The following is a 20,801-nucleotide window of genomic DNA, read 5'->3' as shown; positions in this document are numbered from 1 at the left end:
GAGCGCGCCATGGACTTCACTTTCAGCGACGACCAACTGCTGTTCCAGGACAATGTGCGCGCCTTCCTCACCAACGAAGTGATCCCGGAACGCATCCGCGAGCTCTGGCGGACCGACAGCGGCCGCAGCGACGAGCTCTGGGCCCAGCTCACTGAACTGGGCCTCACCGCCATGACCGTGCCAGACGGTTTCGGTGGGCTGGACATGAACGAACTGGACTTCATCCTGCTGGCCCAGGAGTGCGGCTACGCCGGCCTGCCCGAGCCCCTGGTGGACACCATGCTCATCGGCGTGCCCCTGCTCGCCGCCCTCCCGAACCAGCTTGACCTGCAAGGCGAATGGCTAACCCACATCGCCGAGGGCAAGGCTCGCATTGCTGTGGGCGAGCCGGGCAACCCGTTGGTGGCCGACGCCCATGTGGCGAATCTGTTGCTGCTGCCCCATGGCGATGAAGTACACGCCGTGCTGCCTGAGCAGGTGCAGCTCACCCGCAACGAATCGGTGGACCCGAGCCGCCAGCTGTTCCGTGTCGACTGGACGCCGAGCGCGCAAACCTGCGTGGCTGAAGGCGAGCAGGGCAGGGCGCTGTGGGCTGCCGCGAAAAACCGAGGCGCGCTGGGCACCGCTGCCCAGCTGCTGGGTCTTGCCAAACGCATGGTGGACCTGGCGGTGGATTACAGCTTCGAGCGCAAGCAGTTCGGCAAGCCGGTGGGTTCCTTCCAGGCCGTGAAGCACCTGATGGCCAACGTCGCCGTGCAGATCGAGTTCGCCAAGGGCCCGCTCTATCGCGCCGCCCATGCCGTCGCCAACGGCCTGCCGGAGCAGGACGTGCAAGTGTCCCACGCACGTATCGCCTGCACCGAAGCGGCATTGCTGGCAGCCAAGAACGCCATCCAGACCCACGGCGCCATGGGATACACCTGGGAGGTGGACCTGCAGCTCTTCATGAAGCGCGCCTGGGCCCTCGACAAGGTCTGGGGCGACCGCGGCTGGCACAAGGCGCGGGTACGCCAGGCGCTGTTTTCCGGCGCCGTCGAGCCGGGGGCGGGGAATACGTTCTAGTCCGATATCCCTCACCCCAACCCTCTCCCAGGGGGAGAGGGGGCTGTCCGTGCAGCGGGCCGCTTGTCTCCCCTCTCCCTCCGGGAGAGGGGCCGGGGGTGAGGGAAGTTTTCCTTTACTCCAATCCTGACCATCCGAGACCACCTCATGCCCCAAGCCTACATAGTCGACGCCCTGCGCACGCCCACCGGCCGGCGCAAGGGTGGCCTGAGCCAGATCCACGCCGCCGACCTGGGCGCCCACGTATTGCGTGAACTGGTCACCCGCAACTCCATTCCCGATGCCGACTACGACGATGTGATCTTCGGCTGCGTCGACACCATCGGCCCGCTGGCCGGTGACATCGCCCGCACCTGCTGGCTGGCCGCCGGCCTCGACCAGGCCGTGCCCGGCACCACCATTGACCGCCAGTGCGGCTCGTCCCAGCAGGCGGTTCACTTCGCCGCCCAGGCCGTGATGAGCGGCACCCAGGACGTGGTGATCGCCGGTGGCGTGCAGACCATGACGCAGATTCCGATTTCCTCGGCCATGACCGCCGCCGAACCGCTGGGCTTCACCGACCCCTTCACCGGCTCCGAAGGCTGGGTGAAGCGCTACGGCAAGGTGCCGCCGACCCAGTTCCGCTCGGCGCAGATGATCGCCGAGCGCTGGGGCCTGTCGCGCGAGGCGTTGGAGGCCTACTCCCTGGAATCCCATCGCCGTGCCCTGCACGCCATTGCCGAAGGCCGCTTCGCCCGCGAGATCGTCCCGCTGGCCGGTGTCGAGCATGACGAGACCCCGCGCCAGACCAGCCTGGACAAGATGGCTGAACTGGAGACCCTGTTCGGTTGCGACCGCGTCACCGCCGGCGTATCCAGCCAGACCTGCGACGGCGCCAGCGCACTGCTGGTGGTCTCCGAGGCCGCGCTCAAGCGCTATAACCTGACGCCCCGCGCGCGTATCCACCACATCAGCGTGCGCGCCGACGATCCGGTGTGGATGCTCACCGCGCCTATTCCTGCAACCGAGTACGCGCTGAAGCGCGCCGGCATGAAGCTGGACGACATCGACCGGGTGGAGATCAACGAAGCCTTTGCCTCGGTCGCCCTGGCCTGGTTGAAGGAAACCGGCTACCCCCATGAGCGCACCAACGTCAACGGCGGCGCCATCGCCCTCGGTCACCCCCTGGGCGCCACCGGCACCCGCCTGATGTGCACCCTGTTGCACGAGCTGGAACGCAGCGGCGGCCGCTATGGCCTGCAGACCATGTGCGAAGGCGGCGGCCAGGCGAACGTGACCATCATCGAACGACTTTAACCCCCCGCACGGACAAAGCCCCCTCTCCCCCTGGGAGAGGGCTGGGGTGAGGGCAACCAACCCCCACACGAAGCAACCGGAGAACCCCACATGCCAATCTGCCAAAACCGCTCCGTCATCATCACCGGCGCCGGCGGCGGGCTGGGTCGGGCCTATGCCCTGGCCTTCGCCGCCGAAGGCGCCAAGGTACTGGTCAACGACATCAACCTGCCGGCCGCCGAAGCCGTGGTCGCGCAGATTCGCGCCGCCGGTGGCCAGGCCATCGCCAACAATGGCGACATCACCAATTACGCCGCCGCTGGTGAAATCGTGCGTCAGGCCATCGAGGCTTTCGGCGACTTGCACGTGCTGGTGAACAACGCCGGCATCTGCCGCGACCGCATGTTCGCCAGCCTCACCGAGGCTGACTGGGACGCCGTGATGGCGGTGCACCTCAAGGGCCACTTCTGCCTCGCCAGCCACGCCGTGAAGCACTGGCGCGAGCAGTCCAAGGGCGGCGCGCAGGTCAAGGCGCGGATCATCAACACCAGCTCCGGCGCTGGCCTGCAGGGCTCCATCGGCCAGTCCAACTACGCCGCTGCCAAAGGCGGCATTGCTTCCCTGACCCTGGTACAGGCCGCTGAACTGGCGCGCTACGGCATCACCGCCAACGCCCTGGCCCCCGCCGCGCGTACCGGCATGACCGAAGACGTGTTCGCTGACGTGATGAAGAAGCCCGAAGACGGCTTCGACTACTTCGCCCCGGAGAACGTCGCGCCGCTAGTGGTCTGGTTGGGCTCCGAAGCCTCCCAGGCGGTCAACGGCCGGATGTTCGAGGTGGAAGGCGGCAAGCTCTCCATCGCCGACGGCTGGCGCCGTGGTCCCGCGTTCGACAAGGGTGCACGCTTTGCGCCGGCGGAGTTGGGCGGGGTAGTGCAGCAGCTGCTGGCCGAGGCCGTGCCGGCGCAGAAGGTCTATGGCAGCTGAGCCTGTCGTTTTACTGAGGCGCCCGGTAACCCAGGTTCCGGGCGCCAGCGTCGCCCTATTGCCTGAACTGATCGGGCTGGTCTACGAAGGCCTGAACGAAACCACCCCCTGGTTCGGCCTGGCTGAGCGCCTGCGCCATGTGCTGGCGGCGCGCAATGTCACGGTCACCCTGCATCATTCCGATGACCGCCCCTCCGATCTCCAGGTGATGTCCGTCGAGCCCCATGACGAAACGGACTGGCTGCTGGCCGAACAGGTCCACCGCGAGCGCTTCACCCATATCGAGCTGTTGGACCCCGAGTCGGTGCTGCCGGGCGATATCCTCGTTTTCGGTCCGCGCGATGTGGAACTCGATTGCGCTGAGTTCATGCGTTCCCTTGATGTTTCCAGCTGCCTTCGAACCTGCTTCTCCGAGCCCGGCGGCATGCGCTGTTGGGTCGACGTGGTGCGTGGGCACAAAGCGCCGGAACAGGGCTTCTCGTCCAGCGACGTGGAGCTGATCAGGAACCTGCTGCCGCACCTTTTCCGCGCCCTCGGGCTCTACGCACGGCTGCAGCGTCAGGAGGCGGAACGCTCGATCTACGAGGGCTGCCTGGATCACCTGGTGCTGGGCTGCCTGCTGCTGGATGGCGAAGGGCGACTGCTGTGCGTGAACCGGGCAGCCAGGGCCATCATCGGCAAGCACCCGGGCATCGAACTCAGCCATGGGCGCTTGCAGCTTCAGGACCGCGCGACCCAGCGCGCCCTGGATGCGGCGATCGCCAGCGCCATCGCCGCCAGGGCCTGGGAAGGCGCTCCCTACCGTGGCGAACTGGTGCGCCTGCAGGCCCAGGATGGCGTGTTGCTGGGCATGCTGGCCGCGCCGGCGCCCTTGCTCGATTACTACCAGGGCCGCCATGTGCCGAGCGTGATCCTCTACCTCTCGGAACTGACCGAGAACCAGGCCATGCAGCCGGTGCCGCGCGGATTCCCAGCGGAGCTGATCGCCCAGCTGCTGGACCTGACCCGCCAGGAAGCCAGGCTGGCCGCGTTGCTGGCCTGCGGCCAGACCATCAGCGAAGCCGCCGGCGAGATGGGCATCGCGGTGACCGCCGCGCGCAATTACTCGAAGAACATCTACGCGAAGCTCGGCATCAAGGGGCAGACCGACCTGGTGCGGATCCTCTGCAAGAGCTTCGCCCTCCTGCGCTGACCCTCCCTCCTAGCCCACGTGCCGGCGCCCTTGCAAGGCGATCGGCAGCGAGGCCGAAGCCGCCAGCGCCGCGCACAGCAGCAGGGCGGGCGTGTAGCTGTGGGTGGCGTCGACCAGGTGGCCGACGAGTTGCGGGCCGAACGCCGAGCCGAGTCCGGCGACCAGGTTGCCAATGCCCAGCAGGCTGCCGAAGTTGCGTTGTCCCATGGCTTGCACCAGGAGCAGCGGCGAGAGTTGGTTGACCAGGTTGAAGGTGGTGCCCCAGCTCAGGGAAAACGCCACGACCGCCAGTAGGCCCAGCGCCGGGTGGGGCGCCACCAGCAGACAGAGGATGCCGGCGGTGCCAGCGGCATTTCCGAGCAGGAGGATGTTCCTGGCTTCCCAGCGATGACTCACGGCCCCGAAGAGGAAGTTGCCCGCCAGCGCCGCGGCGCCGATTCCGGCATAGAAAACCGCGGCGGTCTGCGCTGAATAGCCGGCCGATACCAGGTAGGGCACGAGGGCGATGTAGATGCCCAGGCTGCTCAGGGTCAGGAGCAATTGCATGGCGATCCACAGCCAGTAGCGGGGCATGCGCAGGACCTGGCCGATATCGTGGCCAGGGACCGCCTCTGTCGCGCTCCGGCTCGCCGTCATGCTGGCGTCGGGCAAGCGCGCCAGCCACAGCAGCAAGGGCACGCAGACGAGCAGGATCAGAGCGGCGCTGGCTTGCATGGCATCGCGCCAGCCGAGCGTGCTGATGAGGTGGGTCAACCCGATGGGAAAGACGACGGCCCCCATGGCGGCGCCGCCAAGCAGGACGCCGAAGGCCAGGCCCTGCCGTTCGGGGGCGATCCAGCGCGTGGCTAGGGTAATGGCCGGGACATAGGTGGAGGCGCCAACGCCCAGGCCGCCCAGCGCCAGGGCAAGGGTCAGCCGGTCGATGTCGGGGCTGCGGGCGGCGAGCAGGTAGCCCAGCGCCGCCAGGGTGGCGCCGGCGGTCATCACCAGGCGCGGCGCGGTGCGGTCGAGCAGCCAGCCGGCCAGAGGCATGGCCAGGGTCATGCTGACCATGAAAGCGGTGGCGATGCGCGCGGTCTGCTCGCTGCTGCTGTGCAGGGCCGCGCTGATCGGCAGGGTGAACAGGCCGAGGGCGTTGAGGGTCGTGCCGAAGATCACGCACAACACCAGCGCCAGGCCGAGGACCAGGAGCCATCCCTGGCGCTGGTCGGGCAGCGTCGGAAGCCTTGCCGGAGGAATGATGAAGTCCTGCGCCGCCGCCGCATTGTCCAGTGCTGCTGCCGTCTGTTGCCAACGCGCCATGCCGATGCTCTCTGAAGGTGAAGGGCCGTCGGAGTCTAACCAGCGGCCTATCTCGCTCAGCAGTACCAGTTGGTACTGGAGCGTCGATTGGCCTCCTCAATAGGATCGAAACCGCTGTGGCAGGCAGTGGCGGTCAGATCCCGTTCAGCCTCGATCAGTCCCAGGCAGGGGTTCTGAATTGCATTCGAGGAGACGGCAGTGAGCTGGAGTGAATATCGGCGAGCGGTGGAAGGACAGGTTCCGGTCTTTCCGGTCGCGGACGCGTATGAGTCGGGTGTGGTGCCCATTCGCTTCAGTGGCTGGCCGCTGCCACGGCAAACCCCGGCCTACCCGGCGCTGGACCACGACATAGAGGTAGATATCGTTGTGGTCGGCGCCGGGTTGGTCGGGTCTTCCCTGGCCCTGCGCCTGGCCGAGAACGGCGTGCGCGTGGTGGTGCTGGAAGCCGACCAGCCGGGCAGTGGCGCTTCCGGCCGCAACGCCGGGCATGTGCAGCCCTATCTCGCGTCGTTCGCCCCCCTGCAGGCCCATGCTGACCAGGGGCGGCGCTTCACCGAATACTTCATCGAGCACCGTGACGTGGTCTTCGACCTGTGCCGCCAGCATGGCCTGGAGGCCGACGCGGTGAAGTCCGGCATGGTCGATGCGGCCTGCCGCCGGCACGGCGCGCTTGAGAATAAGGTGAAGCAGTGGAAGGCCTTCGGTTACGACGTCGACCTGGTCGGCGCGGAACGCCTGAAGGAACTACTGGGCACCAGTGCCTACAGCCATGGCATCCACTGGCGCGAAGGCGGCCGGGTCAACCCCTATCTCTTCACCAACGGCATGATTGCTGCCGCCGTCCGCCTGGGCGCCAGGGTGTACGGCAATTCCGCCGTGCTGTCCTGCGAGCGGCGCGCGGCGTACTGGCGCGTGCGCACCGCCACCGGCAGCGTGCACGCCCAGCAGGTGGTGCTCTGCACCAACGGTCATGCCGGCAACCTGTTCTTCCCGGAGCTGACCCGCACCCAGTTCCCGCTGGTGGCCTGCGGCATGGCGACGCGACCCTTGCCGCGGGAAGTGCTGGAGATCGTCAATCCGGCCCGGGTCACCCTCATGCAGTACCCGACGGGCCTGTATCCGCTGATCATCGACGGTCGCAACCGGCTCATCACCGCGACCATTCCGGGCGCTGGCCGCGCGCAGCGGGCGGCGGATCATTTCGCCTACTTCCTGCGCTACCTGCGGCGCACCTACCCGCAGCTCCGCGATACCCCCATCGAGATGGAGTCGTACTGGACCGGCATGACCGCCAATTCGTCCTCGGTCTACGACGCGTCCTACCCGAAGTTGTACCGGGCCGCCGATGGCGTGTTGGCCCTGATGAACTTTGGCTCCTGGGGCAACGTCATGGGGCCGATGCTGGGCGTCAACCTGGCTGACGCGCTGGCCAGCGACCGCCTGCAGGACTGCCTGCTCCCACTTGAAACCCCCAAGGCCGTGCAGTGCCCCGGCCTGTTCGAAACCAAGATCCGACGCGTACTGATTCCCGCGGCCCGCTGGGCCGACAGGTTCAACCTCGTCTGAGGAACGCGTTGGCTGGTAACGCCAGAAAAACCGGCGAGGACTATCGGGCATGGATGTCCCGCCCGGGAAGGCGTGATCCGGCGGTCATGAATCGCCATAAGACAAAAACAAAAGGTGGAGATTTAAGAATGAGAGTCTTGCTGTTGGGCTGCGGAAACGTCGGCGCGAACGTCGCGCGCCAGCTGCTGCCCCGTAACCCCGAAGTCGAATGCATCATCGGTGACCTCAACCTCGAAGCCGCTGAGAAACTGGCCGCCTCGCTCGGCCCGAGGGCCAGTGCCGTCAAAGCCGACATTCGTGATCCGGCCAGGCTGGACGCGTTGCTCGACGGTGTGGACCTGGTCTTCAACGCCGTGGGGCCGTTCTATCGCAGCGCCGTTCCGGTCATCGAGGCGGCGTTGCGGGCACGGGTCGACTACATCGACATCAACGACGACCACGATGTCGCCGAGACCCTGTTCCTCGATCCGTCCTGGAACCAGCGCGCGCTGGAGGCGGGGGTCAAGCTGGTCATCGGTTGCGGCTCGACGCCGGGCCTGACCAATGTGATGGCCAAGATGCTCGCCGACCGCCTCGACAAGGTGCGCGAAATTCACCTGGCCACCGCGGTGCCCTTCGTGCCGGACCTGCTGTCGCCTTCTGTGATCGACCACATGATGCACATCACCGCCGACGATGTGGTGCAGTTCGTCGACGGCGAGTATCGCAAGATGCCGGGCTGGGGCGGCCGGCTGGAGGTGCCCTATGCGGCGCCGTTCAAGGCCTACCCGTCGTTCTTCATCGGCCATGGCGAAACCGTCACCCTGCCGCACTTCATCAAGGGGCTGGACCAGGTGACCAACCGCATCGCCTTCTTCCCCGAGGCCGGCGCCGAAGTCTGGCGTTCGCTGATCGACCTGGGGCTTGGCAGTTCCGAGGTGATCGAAGGCCTGGGCATTTCGCCGCTCAAGTTCCTCACCCACCACCTGGCCAGCGAGGTCGGCCGCGCGAGCGTCACCGTCGACCTCTCGGACGAGCCCTGGGCCGTCGCTTCCCGCGTGGAAGTGGTGGGCGAGCGCAACGGCAACGAAGTGCGCTGCGTGCTGGAGCACCACCTGGACCTGCCCACCGAGCAGGTCGAGGACAGCACCCCCGACCCCACCCCGACCTGCGCCCGTCTGGTCATCGAGGCCTGGCTGGCTGGTTGCGTCACCGGCGAGGGCCTGCTGGCGCCTGAGGTCTGCCTTGACGCAGAGGCTTACGTTCGTGCCTTCGCGAAGGAGACCGGCGGCCGCCTGATCGAAACCGAAACGGTGCTCAAGCGCGATTGCTATGCCTGAAGATCGTCGGCGCCGCCGGGCAACGATGGCGCCGCAACGACCTGTCGACCAATCCGGGGTCGCCCTCCGCTGGAGGGCTGGCCCCCAACAGGACAACAAGAAGCATGATGAACATGTGTATTCGCAGGACCTGGCCGCTGCTGGCGGCCGTGCTGTTCACCCAGGGGGCCTGGGCCGTGGTCAGCGAGAGCGAGGCCGCGAAGCTGGGTGGAGACCTCACCTGTATCGGCGCGGAAAAGGCGGGTAATGCCGACGGCTCCATTCCCGCGTTCAGCGGGCAGTGGCTCGGCGCCCCGCCGGGCGTCGCGTTCGGCGGCCTGGGCAAGCGCCACCCTGATCCCTATGCCTCGGAAAAGCCGCTGTTCGTCGTCACCGCGCAGAATATGGCGCAGTACGCGGACAAGCTTTCCGATGGGCAGAAGGCGCTGCTCAAGAAGTACCCCGATAGCGTTTCCATCCCGGTCTATCCGAGCCATCGCGATTTCCGCTACGAGGACATCCGTTGCGACCTGACCCGCAAGAATGCAGTCAGCGCGGAGCTGGAAGACGGCAACATGGGGGTGCGTGCACTGAAAGGCGGGACGCCGTTCCCCATCCCGAAGAGCGGTGACCAGTTGCTGCGCAACATCCTGCTACCGGCCTATGCCAACCAGGAAGATGCGGTGTACGACCAGGCCGTGGTCTACCCGGACGGCAATGTGGCCTGGGGGCGCATGCGTTACGAAATCCTCGACCAGACCAGCGACGCGGAAAATGTCGGCAAGCCGACCGAGGGCATCTTCGCCTACTCCCGGGTGACCATCCTCAAGCCCGAACGGCAGAAGGGCGAGGTGATGCTGACCTACACCTACTTCAACGAGGCGAAGAATCCGCAGACCAGCTGGACCTACAACCCGGGCACGCGAAGGGTCCGCCAGTCTCCCGGATTCGGCTTCGACATGCCGTTGGGGGTGGGCGGCTTCCGTACCATCGACGACGACCGTCTCTTCAACGGCTCGCCGGAACGCTACGACTGGAAGCTCGTGGGCAAGCGCGAGATGTTCATCCCGTACAACGGTTATCGCCTGGAGGCTGCAGGGATCAAGTACGACGCCCTCCTCAAGACCGGCAGCATCGATTCGCAGTTCATGCGCTACGAACTGCACCGAGTCTGGGTGCTGGAGGCGACCCTGAAGGAAGGCTACCGCCATCAGTACGCCAAGCGCGTCCTGTATGTGGACGAAGACACCTGGAATGCCGTGATGGCCGACAACTACGACGCCCATGGCGAGTTGTGGCGCACCAACTTCATGAACACCTATTACGCCTATGGCGCGAAGCTGTTCCACGCGGGCGTCACCGTCTATCACGACCTGGTGTCCGGGGCCTACCTGGCCGACCGCCTGACCAGTGAACTCCTTGCACCGAGGGTCAATGGTGACCGGCTGAAGCCGTTCATGTTCACCACCGACCTGTTGCGCCAGTCGGGTAAGTAAGCGTGCCGGGCGCGGCGCCCGGACACGGAATTTATTCACCAAACCTTTCATATGACGACAGCCCTGGCGACGGCACGACCGCCGCCAGGGCGTGCGGCTGCGCGCCCGTGCCCGCTGACTTGGCGAGGCCGGCACGCAGAACAGGAGACTGTAGATGAAGCATTTCGCAGGCAATCTGGTACGGGAAAGCAGGGCGGTTCGGGGCGGGCGCTTGCGCCAGTTGATGCTCGGGTTGTCGATGGTGCCATTCGGCGCGCCCGTGTCCGCCGGCCAGTTCAGCGTCGGCGAAGAGATCGGCGTCGATTACCTGGTCAACATGACTTATGGCGCCGCGTACCGGCTGAACGATCCCTCGCGGGCCCTGGTGGACGGGCCGGTCGATCCGGCCACGGGGCTGCCCACCACGGTCAACGCCGATGATGGTGACCGAAACTTCAAGCAGGGCGCCCTGATCAACAATCGTGTGTCCCTGCTAGGCGAGATGGACATCAAGTACCGGAACTATGGCGCCTTCGTGCGGGCCAGCAGTTTCTACGACGATGTCTACCAGCACGAAAACGACAACGACTCGCCGGACACGGTGAACAAGGCCGGCGCCCACGACCATTTCACCAGCCATGCGCAGAACCTGGCGGGCAGCCGCAGCCGCTTCCTGGATGCCTACGTCTACGGCAGTTTCCAGACGGCCGAGCAGTCCATGCTCAACGTGCGTCTCGGACGCCAGGTGGTGCAGTGGGGGGAAAGCCTGTTCTTCCCCAACATCGCCGGTGCCCAGTCGCCTGCCGATGCCACCAAGGCCAACGTGCCGGGCACCGAGGTGAAGGACATCCTGCTGCCGGTCGGCCAGTTCTCGGGCCAGTGGCAGCTGACTCCGGATTTCGGCGTGGCCGCGTACTACCAGTACGAGTACAAGCGCACCGAACTGGACCCGGTGGGCACCTACTTCTCCTACACGGACGTGGTCGGGCCGGGTGCGGAGTTCATCCGTGCAGCTCCCGGTTTCAACATTCCCCGGTCCCCGGACGACCAGCCCAGCGACAGCGGCCAGTGGGGGGTGAGCACCCGTTTCTCGCTGGGTAGCGAGAGTGAGTTGAGCCTCTTCTACCTGCGCTACCACGACAAGAACCCCAACGTGGTGACGAACTTCGATGGCGCATTCCCGACCGACTACAACGTGGTGTATTTCGACGATATCGCGTTGACCGGGGCGAGCTTCTCGACGCGCCTGGGCGATTTCAACGTGGCCGGCGAGGTCAGCTACAAGGATGGCGTGCCGGTCCTGGTCGATTCGCTGATCGGCCCCTCGGCAACGCGTGCCGATGCCACTCAGGCGAACCTGTCCGCCATCTACCTCCTCGGGCCGATGGTGCTCTCGGACCAGACCACCTTCATTGCCGAAGCCAGCTACCTGCACGTGAACGATGTTGATCCGTTCGAGTTCGCCGGCGAGCAATCCGACCAGCTCACCCTGGACCGCAACTCCTGGGCATACCAGCTGCTGATGACGCCCTCCTGGAACAACGTGGTCGATGGCTGGGATCTGACGATGCCGGTTTCCTTCGCCCATCAGGTCCGCGGGGCGCCGGCTGTGGCCGGTGCCTTCGGCAGCCTGGTCGGCGAAGGGGACAAACGGGCGAGCGTCGGGGTCAACGCCAAGTACCTCAACAACCTGGAGCTGGGCATGGCCTACAACGCCTTCCTCGGCGAGGCGGACCTGGAAAAACGACCCCTGGCCGACCGCGATTACCTGGCGATCAGCGCCAAGTACAGCTTCTGACCGCTTCGGCGATGGGCATCCGGGTACCGGATGCCCATCGCCCATGAAGGAGTGCACCATGAAAGTGTTTGTAGGGCTCGCGATTTCGGCCCTGGTGGGGCTGGCCGGTGTGCTGGCCTTCGCCCCGAGATCGATGCCGGCGCTGCAGCCGACGCAGATTCCCGCCGAGCGCATGCAGATCAACGGGATAGAGGTAACCCGCATGGGCTGGGTCATGGCAGGGGAACTGGGCCATATCCTGATCTCCCGCGACCAGGGGCGGTCCTGGACCGCCGCGGCCGTGCCGTCGTCGCGCCAGGCGCTGATCAATCGCCTGGTGTTCGCCGACGACACCAATGGCCTCGCCCTGGGCCACGAGGGCTGGATCCTGCGTACCGCCGATGGCGGGCGCAGCTGGACGGAGTCGGCTTTCCGGGCCGAAGGCGGCGAACCGCTGCTGGATGCGGCGCGCCTGCCGTCGGGCGACTGGCTGGCCGTGGGCGCCTTCGGCCGCGTGCTGCGCTCGCGCGATGGCGGCCGGAGCTGGCAGAACGAGGCGATTCCGGGACTGGCGGACTGGCACCTGAACGGCATCGCCGCATCGAAGGATCGCCAGCGCTGGCTGATCCTGGGCGAGGCGGGGACGCTGCTGCGCTCTCAGGATGGCGGGCAGAGCTGGCAGCCGGTGGAGCCGTTCTACAGTGGCTCGCTGTATGGCGCCGTCAGCCTCGGCGGAGCCACCTGGATCGCCTACGGCATGCGCGGGCACCTGTTCCGCAGCGGCGACGACGGGCGCAGCTGGTCCGCCGTCGCCCTGCCCAGCACGGCATCTCTCTATGCCGGCACCCTGTTGCCGGACGGCAGGCTGCTGCTCGCGGGGCAGGGCGGTGTGGTCCTGGCCAGCGATGACCGGGGCCTGTCCTTCCAGGTCCTGCGGGAAACCGGGCAGGAGAACCTGACGGACATCCTGGTTCCGTCTTCGGGCCCCTGGCTGCTGGTCAGCGACGCCGGCCTACGCAGGCTCGAACGGCCCGGCGCAGAGCCCCATGCCCCTACCACCATGCCGATCACCTCATCGCATCAGGGAACCCCGTGATGACCCACTCGCCACCTTCGACTCGCACCGAACGCCTGGTCGCCGTCCTCGCCCGCGGCCTGATCGCGCGGCGCCTGCCCCTGGGCATCCTGTTCCTGCTGTTGACCGCAGGTCTCGGTTTTTCCGCCCTGGATACCCGGCTCGACCCCGGTTTCAACAAGCTGATCCCACTTTCACACCCCTACATGGCGGCCTTCAAGGACTACGGCACCACCTTCTCCGGCGCCAACCGCGTCATGGTCAGCGTGCACTGGAAGGGGCCGGGCGATCTCTACAACGCCCACTTCCTCGATGTGCTGCGCAAGGTCACGGACGAGGTGTTCTTCACCCCCGGAGTGAACCGCAGTCGCGTGCGCTCCCTGTTCACCCCCAATGTGCGCTACATCGAGGTGACCGAGTCCGGCTTCACTGGCGACGTGGTCGTGCCGTCGCGCTTCGAGGCCAATGGCGCCGGGCTGGCGCAGATCCGCTCCAATGTGGCCAAGTCCGGGGAGATCGGCCAGTTGGTGGCCAACGACCTGCGCTCGGCCATGGTCCAGGCGGACCTGCTGGAGACTGATCCGCAGACCGGCAGGAAGCTCGACTATGCGGCAGTGGCGAAGCGCCTGGAGTCGATTCGCGCCACCTACGGTAGCGACGAGATCGATATCCAGATCGTCGGCTTCGCCAAGGTCATGGGCGAGGTGATGGACGGCCTGCTGGGGGTGGTGCTGTTCTTCGCCATCGCCCTCGCGATCACCACGGCCATGCTGTGGCTGTATTGCCGCTCACTGAAACTCACGCTGCTGGCGGTCGGCGTCGCCCTGCTGCCAGTGGTCTGGCTGCTCGGGCTTTTGCCGCTGCTGGGTTACGGCATCGACCCGATGTCCGTGCTGGTGCCCTTCCTGATTTTCTCCATCGGCGTATCCCACGCGGTGCAGATGACCAACGCCTGGAAGCAGGACGTGCTGGCCGGCGCCGGCGCGCGGGAAGCCGCCGAGGCTGCCTTCCGCAAGCTCGCCGTGCCGGGCACCGTTGCCTTGCTGGCCAACGCCCTGGGCTTCATGGTCATTATGGTGATCGACATTCCCATCGTCCGTGAGCTGGGCCTGACCGCTTGTCTGGGCGTGGCCCTGATGATCGTCACCAACAAGATGTTCCTGCCGATCATCCTCTCCCGCCTGCAACTCGAACCGGGCAGTCGCGACGCAGCTGTCGGGGCGGGTGCCCGTCATCGGCTCTGGTGGCAGCTGTCGCGCCTCGCCGAGCCCGGCCCGGCGCTGGCCTGTCTGGCCGTCATGTGCCTGCTGCTGGCGGCCGGCACCTACCAGGCGCGGTTCCTCCTGACTGGCGACGTGGGGGCCGGCGCGCCGGAGCTGCACGGCGATTCGCGCTACAACCGGGACAATGCGGCGATCATCGGCAGCTATGCCATCAGCATGGATGTGCTCTCGGTGTTCGTGGAAACCACCGGACTGGAAGAGGCCTGCCTCGACTGGCCGGTGATGAACGCCATCGAGCGCTTCGACCTGCACATGCGCGGGGTTGCCGGCGTGCAGTCGGTGAGCACGGTGGCCGGCGGCGTGAAGCTGTACATCGCGGCCAACAACGAGGCCAATCCGCGCTGGGCGGCCCTGCAGCGCGACGCTGCGGCTCTGCGCACGGGCGGCGGCGCCTCGAACCCGGAGCTGGGCCTGAACACCGAGGGCTGTCGGGTGCTCAACCTGCTGGTCTACCTCGATGACCACCAGGGCTCGACCCTGAAGCACGTGACGGCAGAGGTCGAGAAATTCATCGCCAGTGAGCACATGCCGAATGTGCATTTCCGCCTGGGTGGCGGCAACGCCGGCGTGGCGGCCGCCACCAATGAGGCGGTCGAGCAGGCCGAGGTGCAGATGCTCGCCTCGATCTTCGCGGCGATATCCCTGCTGTGCTGGCTGACCTTCCGGGCCTGGCGCGGGGTGCTCTGTGTGATCGTGCCGCTGATGCTGGTGACCATCCTCTGCAACGCCCTCATGGCCCTGCTCGGCATCGGCCTGAAAGTGGCGACCCTGCCGGTGATCGCACTCGGCGTGGGGGTGGGCGTGGACTACGGCGTCTACCTCTACGAGCGCATGCAACACGAAATGGCGAACGGACTGGACCTGCGCGAAGCCTTCTACCAGGCCATGTGCCAGCGCGGCACGGCGGCCGTGTTCACCGCGCTGACCATGTCCATCGGTGTGGGTACCTGGGCCTTCTCGGCGCTCAAGTTCCAGGCCGACATGGGCGTGCTGCTGGCGTTCATGTTCCTGGTCAATGTGCTGGGCGCGATCTTCCTGCTACCCGCCCTGGCGGTATGGCTCGGGGTAGGACAGCGCCGCCGCGTCACGGCGCTGGCCTCGGCGTGAGCGCCATCGGCTTCCGTAGGTTGGGTAGAGCGAAGCGAAACCCAACGATCCCGGGTTACGCCCCAACCCTGTGGGGGGGCGGATTCCTTTGCCAAGGGCAACCCCGTTGCCCCACACGGCCCCTCCCCGAGTCCGGAAGAGGGGTCACTCACTCAATTCACCCACTCCTGGCGTTGGAAGTGGCCTGGTAGTTCAGTTGGACGAGGGCCGTCATGCCCTTCGCGGTTAAGGTGGGCACTCACCTGCCTGCCCGAGCGGCGCCAACTTCGCGACCGATCGCCAGCGTTCCCCGGACCCCACAGGTCTACTCGCCAGAACAACAATAAGGATCGCCTGCATGTCAGTACCTTTCTCCGTAAACCGGCCTTGCCGTCTGAATAACGTCTCCGCCTGGGACCAGGAAGCCGATGTGATTGTCGTCGGCTTTGGGGCCGCGGGCGCCTCGGCCGCCATCGAGGCCGCCAGCGCGGGAGCCCAGGTCGTGCTGCTGGAGGCCACCTCCGGCAACGGCGGTACCAGCGCGCTTTCGGGAGGCGAGATCTACCTGGGCGGCAGTGGTGGCACCCCGGCCCAGCGGCAGGCTGGTTTCGACGACGACACCGAAGACCTGTATCGATACCTGATGATGGCCGGCGGCCCGGATGCCGATGAGGCCAAGGTGCGCCTCTACGCGGAGAGCAGCCTGGACCATTACCACTGGCTGGTGGCCCAGGGCGTCCCCTACAAGAACACGTTCCTGCCGGAGAAGATGCTTGAACCCGTGACCGACGATTGCCTGATCTGGTCCGGCAGCGAGGAGGCCTGGCCGTTCGCCGACGAGGCCACGCCGTGCCCGCGCGGCCACACGCCGCAGTACCAGGGCTGGGGCGGTGGCCGCCTGCTGATGGACGTCCTTGCGGCCCGCGTCAGCGAACTTGGCGTCGAAGTGCACTATGACAGCCGCGTGATGGCACTGGTGGCCGATGACGATGGCAAGGTCCACGGCGTGGTGGTGCGAAACGACGGCTGCCTGCGTTTCGTCCGTGCGCGCAAGGGCGTGATCCTGTGCGCTGGCGGCTTCGTCATGAATCGCGAGATGGTACGCAGCCATGCCCCGCAGTTGATGCATAACGAAAATCCGATCGGTACACCGGGGGACGACGGCAGCGGCATTCAGTTGGGCATTAGCGTCGGCGGCGCGGCCATCCACATGGACGAGGCCTTCGTCAGCTTGCCGTTCTATGCGCCGGAATCCTTGGTCAAGGGCATCTTCGTCAATGAGCGCGGACAACGCTTCATCAACGAGGACAGCTACCACGGCCGCATCGGCTACCACATCCTCCGCCAAGGCGGGAACCGGGTGTTCCTACTGGCGGACAACGCCACATTCGAGCGTCCCGCCGAGATCACCCGTATCGATATCGCTGCCGTCGGCGAGACCTGGGATGAGGTGGAGCAGGAGTTGCGGCTGCCGGCGGGGACCCTGGCAGCGAGCGTGGCCTTCTTCAACCGTCATGCCGCCGAGGGCCGTGACCCGCTCTTCCATAAGGCGGCAAAGTGGCTCAAACCGCTGAACGAGCCGCCCTTCGTCGCCCTGGACTGCCGCTTCGATTACGCCTTCTTCCCGCACTTCACCTTCGGTGGCCTCGACACGCTGCCTACCGGCCAGGTGCTGACCGCGCAGCGTGAGCTTGTCGCCGGTCTCTATGCAGCAGGGCGCACCAGTTGCGGCCTGCCACGCTGGGGCGGTGGCTACAGCTCGGGCATGTCGCTGGCGGACGCTACGTTCTTCGGCCGTCAGGCCGGTCGCCACGCGGCGACGCAGGGCTGATCCAACGCAAGACGCCCCGGAGATTGTTTCCGGGGCGTCCTCTGATGATGGGAAGCACTACACGGCAGTTATGGCCCTCGTCTGGGCCCGGAAGGTCTACGGCACCTGATCCCCGCTACTCTCCTGCTCTTTCTTCTGTGGGGGCGAATTCATTCGCTAAGGGCAGCGCAGCTGCCCCAATGGCCGGCACGCAGTACCACCGTAGGAGCGAGCTCTGCTCGCGAACAACCTCACCCCAAATCCGCTCCCATGGATTTCGCATTCCCCAAAAAGAAAGAAGGCGCCACAGGTGGCGCCTTCTGCCTTTCGAGGTGCATACATCATGAATTGCCTGCCTCTGAACTGCTCCGGGACTTAGCTGATGCGGTTGGCGCCAGTGCGGTCAGCACCACCTTCAGCGACACGCAGGGCCTGAGAACGCTCGGAACCGTTCTCGGCTACATCGAAAGCCTTGGTACGGTCGGAACCACCTTCAGCGACACGCAGGGCCTGAGAACGCTCGGAACCGTTCTCGGCAACATCGAAGGCCTTGGTACGGTCCGAACCACCTTCAGCCACACGCAGAGCCTGGGAACGCTCGGAGCCGTTCTCTGCAATGCGGTGGATGCTGGTGCGGTCAGCGCCACCTTCAGCGACACGGTGGATGGAAGTGCGGTCGGAACCACCCTCGGCAACCGACAGTGCAAAAGCGGAAGCGGACAGGCTGGCGATGAACAGGCTGGCGAAGATTTGCTTTTTCATTTTGGTCACCTTGGTTGGAAGGGGTTGGAATTCGTCTACGGAGCTCATGTTACTGATGTGATTTCGATGAAGAAGTGATGCTGCATAATGGTTGCTATCGATGCTATTGATGGTTGATTTATTTCAATTAAAAACAATGAGTTAACCATGTTTTAAGTGCGTGGTTGCGTTAAGCGGAAAAGCTTTTCCGCTGGCTTGAATAATCAATTTTCTAGATTCATTCAGGATGAAATTGCTCATTTTCTGAGCATTTGGTGAATCGAGCCCTCGCTGCTACTAGGCGCGCCGGTGGCAGCGAGCCTGCCCTGTCTGCACTTCAGAGGTTGTCGGCGTCGATGATGGCCTTGGTGAAGTCATGGCGATGTCTCCGTTGCAAGCCAGTGGTCAAGGGGGGCGGTCCCCTGCGTTTCTGGCTTGCAGTTAAACAGTGCGACTTATCTGGCCTGTGTCGATTACCGGGCCATATCGATGCCCATGTATCTCGATGCATTTCAGACACACTGTGATGCACGGCGATCCTCCCCAGATCCGCCCACTTGTAGGGATCGCCAAGGGCAGCGCAGCTGCCCTCAAGACCGGCACGCGATAACCACCGTAGGAGCGAGCTCTGCTCGCGAACAACCCCACCCAAATCCGCCGACCTGTAGGGGCTATTTCAATCGCCAAGGGCAACGCAGTTGCCCCAACAAACAAAGGCCCCTCTCCACATAGGAGAGGGGCCCCACGACACTTCAAATCACCTCACGCCCAACGGCAACTCCTCCATCTTCACCAACAGCCAGAAGTCCTCCAGGTTGCTGCGAGACAAATGAATCAGCGCATCCATCAGCGCGCTTTCCTTGATGTTGTCCAGATAGGGTCCGGGAATCCCCTCCCGTAGCGCCGCATTGTCCAGAACGATCTCCGCAATCATCTGCACCGTGTGCAGCCGGGAATCCAAGCGGTCCAGCAGCTCCCGCAGCCGACGTTCCTCAAGGTCGATGCTCATGCCGACACCTCTTTGCCCGAGGCCATGAACGCTGGCAAATCCCGCCAGGCCACCCACACCTCGCCCTGCCACCTCACCATACCTATCCGCCGCCCCTCATAGCTCAGAACGTCACGGCACGGCGCCGCATCCGGCTCCCGGTGATAGTCATGCAGCGTCGGCACCAGCACTTCACTCAGCCAACGGCCGACCTCGCCATGCACAGGCCCGCCAAACTGGAACAGCACCTTGTAGGCACCGATGTCGCTGATGGCGGTGACCTCTTCATGGAAGTCGTGGGTGTAGCCGAGGCGGAGGGTTTGTTGCTCGTGAGGCTCCAGGGCCTGGAGCAAGGGGAGGGCGTCGGAGTGGCCAATCAGCCGGGCGAAGTCATGGGCAACGAACCAGGGCTGGTTGTCGACCATCAGGGTGCGCAGGCGGAGGGAATGGCGGTAGAAAACGAGAGGGGTGTATGCGTCGTGCATGGTGGTTCTCCTGTAAGTGAACTCAGGACCGCCACCGTCGCTGTCAATCGAAGGGTGGCAGACCGCGAGGGGTTGACAGACCGGTTACAGGATCCGGCAGACCCGAGGGTCTCCCCACGCGATCTGCCATAGAGCAGTGCAGTTAGAAACTGCATGCGAGCAAGAGTCTGCAAGGAACGCCCGCCGTTCTTCGCATGCACCTTGCGGCGCAATCGCACCTGTAAGTCGAGCTGTCAAACCCGGCCACGGGATTGACCGTGACGGGGAGGGAAACTAGCCAGGGCGCGCGTAGGGCCTCAAGGCTAACGGGCTGTAGGAAAGTTCTCTGTAAGGAGGGGGAAAGAGAGTCGGAAGTATTTGTAGGAAGTGGCCGTGCGAGGGCATATAAGGGGGAACTATGGAGGTAGTAAATAGCTGCCTCTGGTAGATAGCAGTCGTTTGCAGACGACCGCAATCGGCCAATTCCTACCTGCTGGACTTGCTGAAATCACCCCAAAGCTGCCGGCCTGGAGAAGCCGATTAGAGTAAAAGAAATAAATCTGTCCCCGTTTTTTCTTTTTGCGCGTCCGCTGAAACGATTTTTTCGGCGTTTTATATCGCGTACCAAGGAGTACCACTCGGCGGCGAAGTAAAGGTCACTACTGCTGTTCTAGGAGTCAGGCCATTTTGCACAAAAAGCAAAACATCAAATATTCTTCCATGCTCACCTGCCAAAGCAGGATAACTACTAGCAGATATCGCTGAGTTGATGGCGGGAGATAGGCGAGAAATGCACTCAGAAATGTAGAACGGTAGTGCACAGATCTTTTGTGCATCTGCACTGCCTTTCTTCGGTAGCAGGTAGCGCGTTTTTTTTACTCCAGATAATCCTGCAACTGCTAGGCCACCTCTTACCTGGCTGTCGAAGGCAGGTATGAGGCCTGTAAGCAGCAATAATGACTTCATTGGATAGGTAACGTTGGTGTTACCAATAAGGAGCGCTGCTGAGGTGGAATTTATTGTATCAATCAGGCAATCATCAAATGCGGAGACTGAGGCAAATGGTGAGCCATGATTAAGGGCGCGTCGTCCGCCGCTTATTGCCAGAAAACTAATGCTCGCTTCTAGGTCAACCAATTTTCTATGGAAAGTAGCACTACTCAAGGCGTGAGTTATGGCGGCAACTGGCTGACATGAAGGTGCCCCTCTCTTGCCGGCGCCCCATCTTGTGAGTACGCGACTGAGAGCGCCTGCAAGTGGAGAGGCTGTTGCAACTGAAGGAGCTGAAGCCAAGTAGGCTCTTGCTAGGCCTTTGACCGCGAAATAGTCCGCGTGATAGGACGAGCTAAATGAATTGACTGCTGCAGTTATAGCACCTGGCGTACTACTGACACTAAGAACCATGACATTACTCCATGGG

16 protein-coding genes are annotated in these 20,801 nt (G+C 64.5%); 11 read left to right on the top strand and 5 right to left on the bottom strand.

The genetic code is table 11. The features are described from left to right. Positions 1–9 precede the first annotated feature (9 nt). From MnOB_RS09005 to MnOB_RS08990, 4 genes are all read left to right on the top strand, one after another. Positions 10–1,062 (top strand): acyl-CoA dehydrogenase family protein, encoded by a 1,053-nt coding sequence (locus MnOB_RS09005; protein WP_077523882.1) that lies wholly within the window; start codon positions 10–12, stop codon positions 1,060–1,062. A gap of 147 nt (positions 1,063–1,209) precedes the next feature. After that, complete coding sequence (locus tag MnOB_RS09000) at positions 1,210–2,358, top strand: acetyl-CoA C-acetyltransferase (protein ID WP_077523881.1); 1,149 nt, start codon at positions 1,210–1,212, stop codon at positions 2,356–2,358. Positions 2,359–2,448: 90 nt separating this feature from the next. Further along, positions 2,449–3,324 (top strand): SDR family oxidoreductase, encoded by an 876-nt coding sequence (locus MnOB_RS08995; protein WP_077523880.1) that lies wholly within the window; start codon positions 2,449–2,451, stop codon positions 3,322–3,324. A 58-nt stretch (positions 3,325–3,382) separates the two neighbouring features. Continuing rightward, a complete protein-coding gene (locus tag MnOB_RS08990; RefSeq protein WP_158713784.1) occupies positions 3,383–4,516 on the top strand; it encodes a helix-turn-helix transcriptional regulator in 1,134 nt (377 codons plus the stop codon). A 9-nt stretch (positions 4,517–4,525) separates the two neighbouring features. Here MnOB_RS08990 and MnOB_RS08985 read toward each other — a convergent pair whose 3' ends face one another. After that, positions 4,526–5,818: an MFS transporter gene (locus MnOB_RS08985; RefSeq protein WP_077523878.1), complete on the bottom strand. Its 1,293-nt coding sequence runs from the start codon at positions 5,816–5,818 to the stop codon at positions 4,526–4,528. 198 nt (positions 5,819–6,016) lie between these two features. Here MnOB_RS08985 and MnOB_RS08980 point away from each other — a divergent pair, with 198 nt between their 5' ends. The 7 genes from MnOB_RS08980 (at position 6,017) to MnOB_RS08950 (ending at position 17,209) form a co-directional block, all read left to right on the top strand. Next, positions 6,017–7,384: an NAD(P)/FAD-dependent oxidoreductase gene (locus tag MnOB_RS08980; RefSeq protein ID WP_199824507.1), complete on the top strand. Its 1,368-nt coding sequence runs from the start codon at positions 6,017–6,019 to the stop codon at positions 7,382–7,384. A 128-nt stretch (positions 7,385–7,512) separates the two neighbouring features. Then, positions 7,513–8,703: a saccharopine dehydrogenase family protein gene (locus tag MnOB_RS08975; RefSeq protein WP_158713783.1), complete on the top strand. Its 1,191-nt coding sequence runs from the start codon at positions 7,513–7,515 to the stop codon at positions 8,701–8,703. Between the two features lie 104 nt (positions 8,704–8,807). Next, positions 8,808–10,178, top strand: a complete 1,371-nt coding sequence (locus tag MnOB_RS08970; RefSeq protein WP_234358223.1) for a DUF1329 domain-containing protein — start codon at positions 8,808–8,810, stop codon at positions 10,176–10,178. Positions 10,179–10,332: 154 nt separating this feature from the next. Further along, positions 10,333–11,955 carry a DUF1302 domain-containing protein gene (locus MnOB_RS08965; protein ID WP_077523874.1) on the top strand — a complete coding sequence of 541 codons (1,623 nt, stop codon included), beginning with the start codon at positions 10,333–10,335 and terminating at the stop codon, positions 11,953–11,955. Between the two features lie 58 nt (positions 11,956–12,013). Further along, a complete protein-coding gene (locus MnOB_RS08960) occupies positions 12,014–13,030 on the top strand; it encodes a WD40/YVTN/BNR-like repeat-containing protein (RefSeq protein ID WP_077523873.1) in 1,017 nt (338 codons plus the stop codon). Beyond that, positions 13,030–15,399: an efflux RND transporter permease subunit gene (locus MnOB_RS08955; RefSeq protein ID WP_077523872.1), complete on the top strand. Its 2,370-nt coding sequence runs from the start codon at positions 13,030–13,032 to the stop codon at positions 15,397–15,399. Before MnOB_RS08960 ends, MnOB_RS08955 begins: the two co-directional genes overlap by 1 nt. A gap of 337 nt (positions 15,400–15,736) precedes the next feature. Further along, a complete protein-coding gene (locus MnOB_RS08950) occupies positions 15,737–17,209 on the top strand; it encodes an FAD-dependent oxidoreductase (protein WP_077523871.1) in 1,473 nt (490 codons plus the stop codon). Between the two features lie 354 nt (positions 17,210–17,563). On the opposite strand, the gene MnOB_RS08945 is transcribed toward MnOB_RS08950, so the two are convergent. The 4 genes from MnOB_RS08945 to MnOB_RS28790 form a co-directional block, all read right to left on the bottom strand. Continuing rightward, positions 17,564–17,950 carry a hypothetical protein gene (locus tag MnOB_RS08945; RefSeq protein WP_077523870.1) on the bottom strand — a complete coding sequence of 129 codons (387 nt, stop codon included), beginning with the start codon at positions 17,948–17,950 and terminating at the stop codon, positions 17,564–17,566. Positions 17,951–18,686: 736 nt separating this feature from the next. Then, positions 18,687–18,938 carry a hypothetical protein gene (locus tag MnOB_RS08940; protein ID WP_077523869.1) on the bottom strand — a complete coding sequence of 84 codons (252 nt, stop codon included), beginning with the start codon at positions 18,936–18,938 and terminating at the stop codon, positions 18,687–18,689. After that, on the bottom strand, positions 18,935–19,402 hold the full coding sequence (locus MnOB_RS08935; RefSeq protein WP_077523868.1) for a BRO-N domain-containing protein: 468 nt from the start codon (positions 19,400–19,402) through the stop codon (positions 18,935–18,937). The genes MnOB_RS08940 and MnOB_RS08935 overlap by 4 nt, the downstream gene beginning before the upstream one ends. A 591-nt stretch (positions 19,403–19,993) precedes the next feature. Beyond that, positions 19,994–20,785, bottom strand: a complete 792-nt coding sequence (locus MnOB_RS28790; RefSeq protein ID WP_158713782.1) for a hypothetical protein — start codon at positions 20,783–20,785, stop codon at positions 19,994–19,996. Positions 20,786–20,801 lie beyond the last annotated feature (16 nt).

Origin of the sequence: Metapseudomonas resinovorans, assembly GCF_002003485.1 — a bacterium.
Classification (GTDB): Bacteria; Pseudomonadota; Gammaproteobacteria; order Pseudomonadales; family Pseudomonadaceae; genus Metapseudomonas; species Metapseudomonas resinovorans_D.
The sequence above is the reverse complement of the archived record's forward strand: the minus strand, read 5'-3'. Positions and strand labels throughout refer to the sequence as shown.